The following is a 12,731-nucleotide window of genomic DNA, read 5'->3' as shown; positions in this document are numbered from 1 at the left end:
GGGGCCTCGCTCGGTCGGGTGGCTCGGGCGGTGGGCCGGGGCGCCCGCGAGTGCCACCCGCGGAGCAGGTGGCCCGTGGCTCCCGGGCGGGTGCTCAGCGCCTCGTCTCGTACCTGGTCAGGATCACGCCGCAGGGAAACGTGCGCGTCTCCACCAGGTTCAGGTTCACCCAGTCGTCCAGCGCGGTGAAGAACGGCGTGCCGCCGCCCACCAGGACCGGCGCGGTGGCCAGCACGTACTCGTCGATCAGCCCGGCCCGCATGGCCGCCCCGGCGAGCGTCGCGCCGGCGATGTCCATCGGGCCGCCGTCCTCGGCCTTGAGCCGGGTGATCTCGGCGACCGCGTCGCCGGTGACCAGGCGGGTGTTCCAGTCGACCTGCTGGATCGTCGAGGAGAACACCACCTTCGCCATGTCCCGCCAGCGGCGCGCGAACTCGATCTCCGCCGGGGTGGCGTCGGGCTGCTGGTCGCCGGTCGGCCAGTAGGAGCTCATCGTCTGCCACAGCTTGCGCCCGTACAGCGACAGGTCGGTCGCCCGCAACTGGTCGGACCAGAGCTGGAACAGCTCCTCGCTCGGCACGCTCCAGCCGATGTCGTCGCCGGGCGCCGCGATGTAGCCGTCCAGGGTCACGTTCATGCCGTAGATCAGTTTCCGCATGGCGCCAGCCTGCCGTGAGTCGGTGTCGCACGTGCGGACCGGCGCGGCGCGGAAACCCGTCGGTGCGCGATCCGAGCGCGGCAGGGCAGGGCGGTGGGTTCACCGGACACCGGGGCCGCCCCGCCCCGGGCGTCACTCCGAGTCGAAGTCCGTCCCCCGGGAGACCTTCTCCCACTCGGTGAGCTCGGCCCGTACGGAGTCCAGGTGCGCGGTCAGGAAGTCGACCGCGTCGCCGCCGAGGGCGAGGCGCAGCGGGGTCCGCTCGGCGTCCAGCGCCAGCAGGATCGCCGCCGCGGCCTTCGCCGGGTCGCCGGGCTGGTTGCCGTCGCCGCCCTGCACCAGCTGCCGGGTCGCGCCGACCTTCTCCGCGTACGCGGAGTTCTCCTCGGAGAAGTACGCCGCGCCCTTGCCGAACAGGTTGGTCCGGAAGGAACCGGGCTCCACGATCAGCACCTTGATGCCGAACGGCGCCACCTCGTCGGCCAGGCCCTCCGACAGCTGCTCCAGCGCCGCCTTGGTCGCGCTGTACGCGGAGAACCCGGCGAAGGACAGCTGCCCGCCGAAGCTGCTGATGTTCACGACGGAGCCGCTGCCCCGCTCCCTCATCTGCGGCAGCAGCGCCCGGGTCAGCCGCGCCGGGCCGAAGACGTGCAGCTCGAACAGGTCGCGCAGCTCCTGGTCGGTGGTCTCCTCGAACGCCCCCACCTGGGTACGGCCGGCGTTGTTCACCAGCACGTCCACCCTGCCGTAACGGGCCAGGACGTCGGCGGCCACCCCGTCGATCCGCTCGCCGTCGGTGACGTCCAGGCTGATCGCCTCGACGCGGTCCGGGTACGCGGCGACCAGGTCGTCCAGCCCCTCGGTGCGCCGGGCCGTGCCGATCACCGTGTGACCGGCGGCGAGCGCGGCCTCCGTGACGGCCCGTCCGAAACCGCTGCTCGCGCCGGTGACCAGCCAGACCTTGGCGTTCTCGCTCATTCTCGTCTCCCTCGTCAACTGCCGTTCGGGGCCGCCCCGTCGACAGGTCCCATGGTTCCCCAGGCGTCGGGGCCGCGTCCAAGTCCCGTTGTGATAACCATGAGTTATGAACGTCCATGGGCGCGACCTCTCCTACTTCACTTCGGTCGCCGAGGAGTTGAGCTTCACCCGCGCCGCCGAGCGGCTGTTCGTCTCCCAGCCCGCCCTGAGCAAGCAGATCCGGATGCTGGAGCGGCAGCTGGGCGTGGTCCTGTTCGAACGGGACCGGCGGACCGTGCGGTTGACCGCGGCGGGGGAGGCCCTGTTGCCGCACGCCCGCGCGGTGCTGGCCGCCTGGCAGGCCGCCGAGGCGGCGGTCGAGGAGGCGAAGGCCGCCGAGCGGTGCACCCTGGTGATCGGCATGTCCACCAGCCCGGGCCGCGGGCTGCTGCCCGCCCTGCGGACCCGCCTGCTCTCCCGGCAGCCGGACGCACGGCCCGTCCTGCGCCAGGTCAACTGGGCCGATCCCACGGCCGGGTTGGCGGACGGGTCCAGCGACGTCGCCTTCGTCTGGCTGCCGCTGCCGGACGACGACCGGTACCAGTACGCGGTGGTGGCCCGCGAGCCCCGGCTGGTCGCGCTCCCGGACGGGCACCCCCTGGTGGCGCGGGCCGCGTCCGACCCCGAGGGAATGCTGGACTTCACCGACCTGCTGGAGGAACCTTTCCTCGCCCTCCCGCCCGAGGCCGGCCCGCTGCGCGACTACTGGCTCGCCCTGGACGCCCGGGACGGCCGCCGGCCGCGGATCGGCGGGGTGGTGGCCAGCGCCGAGGAGACCCACGAGGCGGTCATCGGCGGCCAGGGGGTGGCGCTGCTGGCCACCGGCAACGCCCCGCTGATCGTCCGGGACGGGGTGGCCGCCGTGCCGGTCCGGGGCATCTCGCCGTCCCGACTGGCGGTGGCTGCCCGCCAGGACGACAGGCGGGCCCTGGTTCTCGCCTACCTCGCGGCCGCGCGGGAGGTCGGGGCCACCACCGGGTGATCCGGCGCCCGGAGCGGTCCCGGGCGTTCCGCAGGACCAGTGCGCCGACGAAAGCCGCCGCCGCGGTGGCGGTCAGAAGAAATGCCGTTCGTCCGTTCCGCACGACGGTGTTCGTCCTTGCCGGGGAGGGTTCGGTGTTCCGCGGCCCCGGTACGGCCTCAGCGCGGCCGTACCGCAATGCGGCCGCCGATCAGTTTCCGGAGAGCTGCTCGTGGACGCACTGCGTGTACTGCCGGAAGCTGTCGGGCCGGTAGCACTCCTGCGTGTTGTCGGCGTACCAGACCAGGAAGACGGCCATCAGGACGGACAGCACGATCGCGACGCACGACGTCACCAGACCGGCGACGGCCTTGCCCCGGCCGCTGCCGGTCCGCCTGCTCGCCCCCAGGGCGACGATGGCCAGCACCAGGCCGAGCACGCCGAGCAGGCCGCCGAGGAGGACGACCGAGGTGAGCAGGCCGGTGACGCCCAGCGCCAGCGCGGCCACCGCCGGGCCGTTGCGGCCGGCCGGGGACCGAAGGCCGCGGTCGGGACCGTGCCCCGGGCCGGACGGGTCCGGCCCGGTGGGCCAGGACGATGCCGCCCCGCCCGGCGCGGTCGCTGTCCCTTGCGTGTTCATCAGCCGTACTCCCGTCAACTGGTCAGGGCACGATTCTGAGTTCCGGAGGCCCGGCCGCACATCGCGGCAAGGCGGGAGAAAGTGCTCCCCCGATCGGGGGAGGTCGGGGGCGGGCGCCCCGACGATACTGGCCCGACCATGATCAGAGGACTTCGGCCGCTGCTGCGCGGCTCCACGTATTCGGGTGTGCTGTTCGCCTGTTCCGGCGCTCTGGCCAGCCTTCCCCTCCTACCTTTCGCACTCCTGCCGGCGGCGTGGCGATCCGCGCCCCACGGAGTGCTGGTCGCGCTGGTGCTGCTCGCCTGGGCGGCACTGATCGCCGCGGTCGGGCTGGCCCGCACCACCCGCCGGGTGCTGGTCGTGTGCGCCCGGCGCCTGCTGCGGGTACCGCTGCCGGACCCGGTGACCGTACGCCGGCCCGCGCGCTCACCCGGTTTGGCGCCGGCCACTGCCGCACCGGCCCCCGCCGTGCCGTCCGGGGCCGACCGCTGGCGGACCCCGCTCTGGCTGCTGCTGCACGTGGCACTGGGGTGGACGGCAATGCTGGTGAGCGGCCCGCTGCTCGTCATCGGCCTGGCCCTGCCGGGGAACTGGACCGGCGCCGAGGCGGGGCTGAACCTGTACGGCTGGTCGCTGCGGCCGGGGAACGGCTGGGACAGCTGGGCGGTGGCGCTCATCTGCGTGCTGCTGGCGGCGCCCGGCTGCGTGCTGGTGACGAGCGCCCTGCGCTGGCTGGCGCCACGGCTGTTGGGGCCGTCGGCGGCCGAACGGCTCGCGCTGGCGGCCGAACGGGAGCTGCTGCTGGCCGAACGCAACCGCCTCGCCCACGAGTTGCACGACTCCATCGGGCACACGCTGACGGCGGCCACCATCCAGGCGGCGGTGGCGGGCGAGGTGCTCTCCGCCGACCCGGTGGCGGCGCGGGCCGCCCTGCGCAGCATCGAGGAGTCGACCCGGGCCGCGCTGGAGGACCTGGACTACGTGCTGGGCATGCTGCGCGAGGAGAAGGCGGGGACGGCGCCGACCCGGACCTTGGCCGACCTGCCGGAACTGCTGGACCGGCTGCGGCACGCGGGCGCGGTGGTCGAGCCGGAGCTGTCGGGCGACCTGGCACACGTGCAGGGGACGCTCTCCCGGGCGGCGTACCGGATCCTCCAGGAGGGGCTGACGAACGCGCTGCGGCACGGGGCGGGCGGTCCGATCGAGGTCCGGGTCGCGGCCGGGCCGGACGGGCTGGAGCTCCGGGTGGTCAACCGCACCGGGGCGGTGGCGGGCGGCGGCAAGGGGCAGGGGGCCTTCCCGACCTCCGGGCACGGCCTGCCCGGGCTGGCCGAGCGCGTGCGGCTGCTGCACGGTGAGATCGAGGCCGGTCCGGACGGGCCGCAGCACTGGCGGCTGGAGGTCCGGCTGCCGGTACGGTTGTCGGCATGACCGGTTCTGAGGCGGGCGCAGCGGTCACGACCGGTCCTGACACGGGCACGGCGGTCGCGACCGGCGCCGGCCCGGCCGTCACCCCCGTCACGCTGCTGATCGCGGACGACGACGAGGTGACCCGCAGCGGTCTGCGCGTGCTGCTCGCGGCACAACCGGGGATCGCCGTGGTCGGTGAGGCCGCCGACGGGGTCGAGGCGGTCGAACAGGCGCGGCGGCTGCGGCCGGACGTGGTCCTGATGGACGTGCGGATGCCGCGGTGCAACGGCATCGAGGCCACCCGGCAGCTGCTGGCCGACCCGGCCGCACCGTCGAAGGTCGTGGTGATCACCACCTTCGAGAACGACGGCTACGTCACCGCCGCGCTCAGCGCGGGGGCCAGCGGGTTCGTGCTGAAGCGGCTTCCGGTCCGGCAGATCGCGGAGGCGGTGCGGGTGGTGGCGGCGGGGGAGGCGATCCTCTTCCCGGCGGCACTGCGCCGGATGGTCGCCGCCCGCCCGCTGGGCTCGGCCGAGGCGTTGCCGAAGGCGGCGCTGACGGGGCGGGAGGAGGAGGTGCTGCGGCTGATGGCCACCGGCCTGTCCAACCCGGAGATCGCGGACTCGCTCACGGTGAGCCTGGAGACGGCCAAGACCCATGTGGGGAACGTGCTGACCAAGCTCGGCGCGCAGAACCGGACCCATGCGGTGGTGATCGCCTACGAGTCCGGCCTGGTGGTCCCGGGGTTCACCGGCTGACGCATCGCCGGTCGGTGCGGGGCACCCGGTGCTCGCCGACTTTGCAAAGTGCGGCGGCGTGGCGGCGTGGCCGGTTGTGGGAGTGCCTGTGTGCTCGTGTGCTCGTGTGCTCGTGTGCTCGTGAGCCCGTGTGCTCGCGTGCTCGCGTGCTCGTGAGTCCGTGTGTTCGCGTGCCCGTGAGCTCGCGTGCTCGTGTGCCTGGTCGTGCGGGCACTGGGGTGCTGGGGTGCCCGCAGACTTTGCAAAGTGTGCGGGCCGCGCCCCCACCCGTTACCCGAGGACTTTGCAAAGAGTGGCCGCGCGCCCAGTCGTACGCGCACCTGGTACCAGCGGACTTTGCAAAGTCGGGTGCTTGCCCAGCGTTCGCCCGTTCGCTCGCCCAGCCGTTCACCTGCCGGCCCGCCCGCCGCCCAGCCGCCCAGCCGCCCAGCCGCCCGCTGGCCCGCTCGCCCGGCCGCGCGGGGCACCCGGGCAGTCGGGTGCCCCGCCGACTTTGCAAAGAGTGGCCGCGCGCCCAGTCCTGCGCGCACCCGGTACCCGAGGACTATGCAAAGTGCGGGACCGGGCAGCACAGAAGCGCTCGTTCGTCACGAGGGCGGCCGGTGGCCGTGACCGGAAGCCGTGGTGCGGACAACGGAGCACGGTCCGATGCACCGAGCCGGGCGCCGTGGCAGCGGCATCCCTCACCCCGAGGCGTGGGCGGACCCGCCGAGGGCCTGGTAGCGGGCGAAGGCGTCCCGCCCGTCGGCCATGAAGGAACTACCGCCGACGGCGGCGCGCAGCTCCTCCCCGGTGACCCAGGCGTGCCAGGCGATCTCCGACGGGTCCGGCGTCACGGCCCGGTCGATCGTGGCTTCGTGGATGCCGAGCCAGTAGGGGCTGATCGCCCCCCGGCACAGGAACTTGAGGACGAACCGACCATCGGCCCGGACCCCGAGCTCCTCGGCGAGTTCCCGGGCCGCGGCCGACGCGTAGGACTCGCCGACGCCCACGGCGCCGCCGATGAGCCAGTTGTACTGCCCGGGGAAGAGCGAGTGCCCGTCGGAGCGTCGATGCAGCAGGAACCGTCCCTCGGGATCACGGCAGACGGTCGTGGCTATCCGGTGCAGCCACCTCTTCCGGACGGCCTCGCCACGGTCGACGACGGCCAGCACCCTGTCCTGCTCGTCGACCCGCTCCACTCGTTCTCCCATGGCGCCACGATGCCAGAGCGGACCGACAAGCCGGGGTCCCGTGGGAGGCCGGCCGGAGCAGGGCGGCGTACCGGTCCGGGAGCCCTCCGCAGGCCGGCGGAAAATGAGGTGCCGTCGTTCGAGGGCGGTCGTACCGTGACGACATGGGCAACGATGTGGACGGCGGGACCGGAGAACCGGGCGGCGGCCGGCGGGGCGAGGGCGTCGGCGGGGTCGAGATCCGGGCGATCGCCGAGGACGAGGTCGCGGGCTGGGACCGGGCGCTCGCGCTCGGGTTCCTCCGCGCGCACGTGGAGAGCGCGGCGGACTTCCGCCGCCTGCAGTGGGAGCCCGGCCGGGTGCTCGCGGCCCTGGACGGCGACCGCTACGTCGCCACCTTCCGCAGCTTCGACGTCGGGCTGACCGTCCCCGGCGGAGCCGTCGTCCCCGCGGACGCCATCACGTCCGTCACGGTGTCCGCCACCCACCGCCGCCGCGGCCTGCTCAGCCGCATCATGGCGGGGGACTTGGCCGCCGCCCGTGAGCGCGGCTCGGCCGTCGCGATCCTGATCGCCGCCGAGTACAACATCTACGGCCGGTTCGGCTTCGGCCCGGCCACCCGCGGCCACGGCTGGAACATCGACCTGCTGCGGGCAGGAGGCCTGCGCGAGGGCCTGCCGACGGTGCCCGGCGGGCGGATCGAGTTCGCCACCATGGAAGAGCTGCGCAAGGTGGGCCCGGAACTGCACGAGCGCTGGCGGCTCACCCAGCCCGGCGCGATCGCCCGCAACGAGCTGTGGTGGAGGCGCCAGACCGGGGACATCCAGGTGCCGGGCTTCGACTGGAAGGAGCCCTTCGCCGCCGTCCACCGGGACGCCGAGGGCACCGTCACCGGCCTCGCCGTCTACCGGGTCGACGACAGCTGGGACGGCAGCTACCCCAACTGCACCCTCACCGTGGTCGACTTCCTCGCCCTGGACCGGGGCACCGCCGCCGAGCTGTGGCGGTTCGTCCTCTCCGTGGACTGGGTGCGCAAGGTCGTGGCCGAGAACATCGGCCCGGACGACCCGCTGCCGCTGCTGCTGGCCGACCCGCGCGCCGCCACCCCGTACGTGGACAACGCCGACTTCATGTGGCTCCGGGTGCTCGACGTCGAAGCGGCGTTCAACGCTCGGACGTACGGCGCGCCCGGCCGGGTCGTGCTGGAGGTCGAGGACCGGGACGGCTTCGCGGCCGGCCGGTGGGCCGTCGAGGTCGCCGCCGACGGCAGCGGCCGCTGCACCCGCACCACGGACGAGGCCGACCTCGCCCTGGACGCCTCCGCGCTCGGCTCGCTGTACCTGGGCGGCGAGACCGCGCCCCGGCTGGCTGCGGCCGGCCTGGTCACCGAGCTGCGCCCGGGGGCGGCGGCCGCCGCCGACCTGCTGCTGCGCACGCCGCTGCTCGCCTGGAACCCGGACAACTTCTGAGCCGTCGCCGGCGGCCACGCGGTACGCCGGCCGGGCCCGCTGCGAGCTTCCGGCCGGCTCGCCGAAGTAGCCGGTACGCCGGCCGGCCGAAGGGCCTCGGCCGGCGTACCGGCTACTTCACCGCCGTCTTGCCGATGGTGGGGAGGATGAAGTCCTGGATCAGGCCCTTGGCGTCGCGGACGATCGGGCGGAACACCCGGTAGCGGGAGAGGTTGATGACCCGCGCCACCATCGGGGTCGAGCGGCGGACGTACTCGCGGGTGCGCTCGGTGTCCGGGGTGCGGTCGAAGACCCAGTAGAGGACGACGACCATCAGGTTGAGCCAGAGCAGGTCGGGCAGCAGCTCGGCCAGTTCGGCGTCCAGCTTGGGGGCGAGGTCCGAGCCGGACAGCACCTCGCCGAACAGCTCCACGGCGGTGGCCCGGGCCGGGTGGGACTCGTCGGAGAACGGGCTCAGCGAACTGGTCGGGTCGGCCGCCGTGCGGAAGAACTGGGCGGCGAACTCGTGGTACGGCGCCGCGCAGTCGATCCAGGAGGTCACCGCGATCTCCATGCGCTCCGCGAAGTCCTTGGTGCCGGCCAGTCGGCGGCGGGCGTCGGCGGCGTGCTCGTACGTCATCCGGTCGTAGAACCCCTGGATGAGGAATTCCTTCGACGAGAAGTAGTAGTAGGCGTTGCCGACCGAGACCCCGGCCTCGGCGGCGATGGCGCGCATGGTGGTCTTGTCGTAGCCGCGTTCCTGGAAGAGCCGCATGGCGGTCTCCAGGATCAGTGCCCGGGTCTGCTCGCTCTTGTCCGTCTTCGGCTGGGCGCGGCTGCCGCGCACCTCGGCGGGCGGCGCCGCCGGAGCACCCTTGGTTTCCGCGGGGCCGTTCGCGCCGTTCGCGCTGTCCGTGCCGTTCACGCTGCCCGTACCGCTCGTGCCGTTCGTCGCTGCCAGGTCGTCCACGGCCCCGAGCCTAGCCGGATCGGTCAGCTCCAGCCGGTGTCGGTGCGTGCGGCACCGGATGCCCCCTCCGCATCCGGTACCGCCGCTCCGCCCCCCTGCATTTCGAACGCGTTCAAAAGCATGGGATGACTGTAGGGGTAAGGCTTGAACATGTTCAAGTTCAGGGTGTGGGAGGCTCGTCCCATGGACGTCACCATCCGCCGCGGCACCGCGGCCGACAGCGAGACCGTTGCCGAGCTGCACGCCCTCAGCTGGCGGACCGCCTACACCGGTATCGTGCCGGAGCGGGCGCTCGGTGACGGACTGGCCGGCGAGCGGCGCGAGGTGTGGGAGCTGCGGCTGGCCGCCGACTACGGCGAACCGGCCAACACCCCCGAGCTGCTGATCGCCGAACAGGCCGGGAGCGCCGTCGGATTCGCCTACGCGGTGCCGCAGCCCGACGGCCGGGTGCTGCTCGACAACCTGCACGTCCGGCCCGGCCGCACCGGCGGCGGCATCGGCCGCGCGCTGCTCGACGCGGTACGCGACCACGCCGCGACACATCACCCCGGCGCCGACCTCTACCTGGAGGTGCTGCGGGACAACACCCGGGCGGTCGCCTTCTACGAGCGCGAGGGCGGCCACCGGACGGCGGAGCAGGAGGGCGTCTTCCCGGGCGGCTACGTGCTGCCCGAGTACGAGTACACCTGGCCCTCCGCCGACCCCCGGGAGGGATCGCCGAGCTAGGGCCCGTCCGACCTGGGCCTGCTCGGACCTAGTCGTGGTCGTAGACCGTCACCGGCACCCCCCGATCCACCAGGCGGGCCGTCACCAGCGGCTCGACCAGCTCCCAGCGCCCGCCCGCCAGCCCGCAGCCGATCCGGGGCATGTGGACGGAGGCGCCGAGCGCCAGCGCCTGCTCGGCGAGTGCCGCCAGGGCGGTGTCGATCGCCTCGTACCGCACCGGGGCGCCCGTCGAACGGCCCGTCCGGATGCCGCGCTGGCCGATCATGTTGGCCACCCGGACGTACGGCTCGACCTGGACCACCTGGACGGCGCCCAGGCCGAAGTCGTTCCGCGCGCGCTCCCGGTGCCACCGCCGGAACGCGGCCTCCGGCTCCGGCCAGCGCCGCGAGAGCGCCAGGACGAAGCCCTTGCCCCAGCCGCCGAGGTCGTTGCAGACATGGGCGATCACCTTCACGCCCTTGCCCCGGGGCGCGGTGGCATCGCCACGGACGTATCGGATGGTCGCCGCTTCCATGTCGGACAAGCTAGCGGGCGGCACTGACAACCCGTCCGGAATTCCGGGGTGCCGGGGGAGCCCCCGGCACCCGCAGGTGGCGGCGGCCGGCCAGGGCGATCAGCAGGGCGAGCGAGGCGGCGCCGGCCGGCAGCCAGTAGCCGGTCCCGGGGGCGGTGTGCTCGGCGACCGCGCCGGCGAGCGCCGCCCCGGTCGAGATGCCGACCACGATGCCGGAGACCGCCACCGCCATGCCCTCGTTCAACTGTCGCTGCGGCAGCAGCTCCTGGACGAGCGTCATGCCGGTGACCATGGTCGGCGCGGTGCCCGTCCCGGCCGCGAACAGCACCACCCCGAGCAGGGCGAGCCCGGCGCCGCCCAGTCCGGCGGCCAGCGGCAGGAGCAGCAGCACGGCCATCGCCGCGACGCCGAACAGGAACCGGACGCCCGGCGCCCGGCGCGGCCGGAGCAGCCCGAAGACCAGCCCGGCCGCACAGGATCCGGCCGCGACCAGCGCCAACAGCCCGCCCGCCAGCGGCTTGTGGCCGAGCGCATCGGCGTACGCGACGGTGGTGAGCTCCATCGAGCCGAAGACCACGCCGGTGGCGAGGAAGGTCAGCAGCAGCACCCGCAGTCCGGGCACCCGCAGCGGCGAGCCGTGCTCGCGGGGGTGCTCGCCCTGCCCCGGTCGGCCGCCCGTCGAGCCGGGGTGCCCGCCCGGTGCCCGGTCCGCGAGCGGGGGTTCGGTCCGGCGCTGGGCGGCGAACAGCAGGGCGCCGGCGCCGCCGAACGCCCCGGCGGCGAGCAGACCGGCCTCCGGCGCCACCGCCGTGCAGAGCACCATCGCGAGGACCGGCCCGGCCATGAAGCAGAGCTCGTCCAGCGACTGTTCGAAGGAGTTGGCCAGGTGGCGGGAGGCCGCGTCGTCCCGGTACAGGTGTGCCCAGCGGGCCCGCGCCATGCCGCCCAGGTTCGGCGCCGCCGCGCAGGCCGCCCAGCAGGCGTACAGCGTCCAGTCGGGCGCGCCGAGCCGGACGCAGAGCAGCAGGCCGGCCAGCGGGACGGCGTTGTACAGGGTCGCCGGGACGGTGACGCGGGCCTGCCCGTACCGGTCGACCAGCCGGCCGATCAGCGGCATGCCGATCGCCCCGGTGACCAGACCGGCCGCCGAGACGGTGCCCGCCAGCGCGTACGAGCCGCGCCGCTCCGAGAGCAGCACCACCAGGGCGACACCGGTCATCGACATCGTGACCCGGCCGAGCAGCCCGGCCAGGGTGAAGGCGACGGTGCCGGGCAGCGCGAACAGCCGTCGGTAGGAGACGAGCACGGAACTCCTCAGGGAGGGGGAGGGGGGGAGGGCTCCAGCCTCGGTCAGCCGTCCGTCCCCGGTCCAACACCTGTTTCGCCGTACTCACATCATGGTGTTGTTAATCTTCCGCCATGCCCCGTGACCTGCACCCCCGGCTGCTCCGCGGCTTCGTCGCCACCGCCGAGACCTTGCACTTCGGCCGGGCCGCCCAGCGGCTGCACGTCGCCCAGCAGGCGCTCAGCCGGGACATCCGCTCGCTGGAGAAGCTGCTCGGCGACGCGCTCTTCACCCGGACCACGCGCAGCGTCGACCTCACCCCGGCCGGGCAGCAGCTGCTGCCGCAGGCCCGCCGGCTGCTGGCCCTGCACGACGAGATCGTCGCCGGCGCCGGGCGGCGCCCGCTGCTGCTGGACCTCAACAGCGATGTCACCGGGCCCGACCTGACCACCGATCGGGTGCTCGAACGGGCCCGGGCCGCCTGGCCGGAGGGCGAGATCCTGGCCCGCTTCCTCGGCGGACTCGCGGCGGCCGCCGAGGAGTTGGCGGCGCACCGGCTGGACGCCGCGTTCGGCCGCTTCGCCGGCCTGCCGGCCGGGCTGCGGGCCCAACTGTCCCAGACGCCGGTCCGGTTGGAGCGCGTCTCGGTGATGATGGCGGCCGGTCACCCGCTCGCCGACCGGCCGGCGCTGCGGCTCGCCGACCTGGCCGGGCACCCGGTGGACGTCTGTGCGGGCAATCCGGCCACCACCGAGTGGGCCGACCTCGGCACCCGCCTGCTGCGCGCGCACGGTCTCACGCCCGCCGCGCCGTACGTCCCGCCGGTCGGGGTGGACGAGACCGCCCGCTACCTCACCCGGCACGGGGATCCGATGCTGACCACCACCGGGGGGCCGCTGATCCCCGGTGTGGTCAACGTGCCGCTGGTCGACCCGGTGCCGCTGACCCTGGTCAGCCTGGTGCACCGCCCGGACCTGCGGCACCCGGGCCTGACCGCGCTGAGCGCGGCGGCAGCCGAACTCGGCGCGCGCGAGGGGTGGTTGAGCCGCCCGGCGGGCAGCTGGCTGGCGGCGGCCGACGCCGCGCTGCTCGCGGCGTAGCGGCCTCCGCGGGGGCGACGCGGTCGGCCCCTGCCGCTCGGGGGTCGGCAGGGGCCGGCGCGGGGCCGTGGG

13 protein-coding genes are annotated in these 12,731 nt (G+C 74.2%); 6 read left to right on the top strand and 7 right to left on the bottom strand.

Going from position 1 to position 12,731, the window contains the following annotated elements:
• Positions 1–94: 94 nt before the first annotated feature.
• Both ACWDRR_RS30265 and ACWDRR_RS30260 read right to left on the bottom strand, forming a co-directional pair.
• Complete coding sequence (locus tag ACWDRR_RS30265; RefSeq protein WP_449775425.1) at positions 95–658, bottom strand: dihydrofolate reductase family protein; 564 nt, start codon at positions 656–658, stop codon at positions 95–97.
• A 132-nt stretch (positions 659–790) separates the two neighbouring features.
• Positions 791–1,636, bottom strand: coding sequence for an oxidoreductase (locus ACWDRR_RS30260; RefSeq protein WP_449775424.1), 846 nt, complete (start codon positions 1,634–1,636; stop codon positions 791–793).
• 106 nt (positions 1,637–1,742) lie between these two features.
• Here ACWDRR_RS30260 and ACWDRR_RS30255 point away from each other — a divergent pair, with 106 nt between their 5' ends.
• Positions 1,743–2,657: a LysR family transcriptional regulator gene (locus tag ACWDRR_RS30255; RefSeq protein ID WP_449775423.1), complete on the top strand. Its 915-nt coding sequence runs from the start codon at positions 1,743–1,745 to the stop codon at positions 2,655–2,657.
• 190 nt (positions 2,658–2,847) lie between these two features.
• Here the strand turns inward: ACWDRR_RS30255 and ACWDRR_RS30250 are convergent, their stop codons facing one another.
• Positions 2,848–3,276: a DUF4190 domain-containing protein gene (locus tag ACWDRR_RS30250; protein WP_449775422.1), complete on the bottom strand. Its 429-nt coding sequence runs from the start codon at positions 3,274–3,276 to the stop codon at positions 2,848–2,850.
• Positions 3,277–3,414: 138 nt separating this feature from the next.
• Here ACWDRR_RS30250 and ACWDRR_RS30245 point away from each other — a divergent pair, with 138 nt between their 5' ends.
• Positions 3,415–4,707, top strand: a complete 1,293-nt coding sequence (locus ACWDRR_RS30245) for a sensor histidine kinase (protein WP_449775421.1) — start codon at positions 3,415–3,417, stop codon at positions 4,705–4,707.
• Positions 4,704–5,444, top strand: coding sequence for a response regulator (locus tag ACWDRR_RS30240; RefSeq protein WP_449775420.1), 741 nt, complete (start codon positions 4,704–4,706; stop codon positions 5,442–5,444). The genes ACWDRR_RS30245 and ACWDRR_RS30240 overlap by 4 nt, the downstream gene beginning before the upstream one ends.
• A 683-nt stretch (positions 5,445–6,127) precedes the next feature.
• Here ACWDRR_RS30240 and ACWDRR_RS30235 read toward each other — a convergent pair.
• Positions 6,128–6,637: an NUDIX hydrolase gene (locus tag ACWDRR_RS30235; RefSeq protein WP_449775419.1), complete on the bottom strand. Its 510-nt coding sequence runs from the start codon at positions 6,635–6,637 to the stop codon at positions 6,128–6,130.
• A gap of 143 nt (positions 6,638–6,780) precedes the next feature.
• On the opposite strand from ACWDRR_RS30235, the gene ACWDRR_RS30230 reads away from it, so the two are divergent.
• Positions 6,781–8,085: a GNAT family N-acetyltransferase gene (locus tag ACWDRR_RS30230; RefSeq protein ID WP_449775418.1), complete on the top strand. Its 1,305-nt coding sequence runs from the start codon at positions 6,781–6,783 to the stop codon at positions 8,083–8,085.
• 112 nt (positions 8,086–8,197) lie between these two features.
• Here the strand turns inward: ACWDRR_RS30230 and ACWDRR_RS30225 are convergent, their stop codons facing one another.
• Positions 8,198–9,034: a TetR family transcriptional regulator gene (locus ACWDRR_RS30225; RefSeq protein ID WP_449775417.1), complete on the bottom strand. Its 837-nt coding sequence runs from the start codon at positions 9,032–9,034 to the stop codon at positions 8,198–8,200.
• A gap of 183 nt (positions 9,035–9,217) precedes the next feature.
• Here ACWDRR_RS30225 and ACWDRR_RS30220 point away from each other — a divergent pair, with 183 nt between their 5' ends.
• Positions 9,218–9,760, top strand: a complete 543-nt coding sequence (locus ACWDRR_RS30220; protein ID WP_449775416.1) for an N-acetyltransferase family protein — start codon at positions 9,218–9,220, stop codon at positions 9,758–9,760.
• A 28-nt stretch (positions 9,761–9,788) separates the two neighbouring features.
• On the opposite strand, the gene ACWDRR_RS30215 is transcribed toward ACWDRR_RS30220, so the two are convergent.
• Together ACWDRR_RS30215 and ACWDRR_RS30210 are read right to left on the bottom strand one after the other, a co-directional pair.
• The gene (locus tag ACWDRR_RS30215; RefSeq protein ID WP_449775415.1) at positions 9,789–10,274 is read right to left on the bottom strand and encodes an Appr-1-p processing protein; all 486 of its coding nucleotides are present in this window, start codon (positions 10,272–10,274) and stop codon (positions 9,789–9,791) included.
• Between the two features lie 10 nt (positions 10,275–10,284).
• Positions 10,285–11,580 carry an MFS transporter gene (locus tag ACWDRR_RS30210; RefSeq protein WP_449775414.1) on the bottom strand — a complete coding sequence of 432 codons (1,296 nt, stop codon included), beginning with the start codon at positions 11,578–11,580 and terminating at the stop codon, positions 10,285–10,287.
• Positions 11,581–11,693: 113 nt separating this feature from the next.
• On the opposite strand from ACWDRR_RS30210, the gene ACWDRR_RS30205 reads away from it, so the two are divergent.
• Positions 11,694–12,659 carry a LysR family transcriptional regulator gene (locus ACWDRR_RS30205; RefSeq protein WP_449775413.1) on the top strand — a complete coding sequence of 322 codons (966 nt, stop codon included), beginning with the start codon at positions 11,694–11,696 and terminating at the stop codon, positions 12,657–12,659.
• Positions 12,660–12,731: the final 72 nt, after the last annotated feature.

The sequence above is a fragment of the Kitasatospora sp. NPDC003701 genome (assembly GCF_053587085.1).
This window is presented reverse-complemented; position numbering and strand designations above follow the sequence as displayed.

Coding starts and splice junctions, on each gene's coding strand:
- ACWDRR_RS30265 (WP_449775425.1), bottom strand. CDS start 658: ATGCGGAAACTGATCTACGGCATGAACGTGACCCTGGACGGCTACATC.
- ACWDRR_RS30260 (WP_449775424.1), bottom strand. CDS start 1,636: ATGAGCGAGAACGCCAAGGTCTGGCTGGTCACCGGCGCGAGCAGCGGT.
- ACWDRR_RS30255 (WP_449775423.1), top strand. CDS start 1,743: ATGAACGTCCATGGGCGCGACCTCTCCTACTTCACTTCGGTCGCCGAG.
- ACWDRR_RS30250 (WP_449775422.1), bottom strand. CDS start 3,276: ATGAACACGCAAGGGACAGCGACCGCGCCGGGCGGGGCGGCATCGTCC.
- ACWDRR_RS30245 (WP_449775421.1), top strand. CDS start 3,415: ATGATCAGAGGACTTCGGCCGCTGCTGCGCGGCTCCACGTATTCGGGT.
- ACWDRR_RS30240 (WP_449775420.1), top strand. CDS start 4,704: ATGACCGGTTCTGAGGCGGGCGCAGCGGTCACGACCGGTCCTGACACG.
- ACWDRR_RS30235 (WP_449775419.1), bottom strand. CDS start 6,637: ATGGGAGAACGAGTGGAGCGGGTCGACGAGCAGGACAGGGTGCTGGCC.
- ACWDRR_RS30230 (WP_449775418.1), top strand. CDS start 6,781: ATGGGCAACGATGTGGACGGCGGGACCGGAGAACCGGGCGGCGGCCGG.
- ACWDRR_RS30220 (WP_449775416.1), top strand. CDS start 9,218: ATGGACGTCACCATCCGCCGCGGCACCGCGGCCGACAGCGAGACCGTT.
- ACWDRR_RS30215 (WP_449775415.1), bottom strand. CDS start 10,274: ATGGAAGCGGCGACCATCCGATACGTCCGTGGCGATGCCACCGCGCCC.
- ACWDRR_RS30205 (WP_449775413.1), top strand. CDS start 11,694: ATGCCCCGTGACCTGCACCCCCGGCTGCTCCGCGGCTTCGTCGCCACC.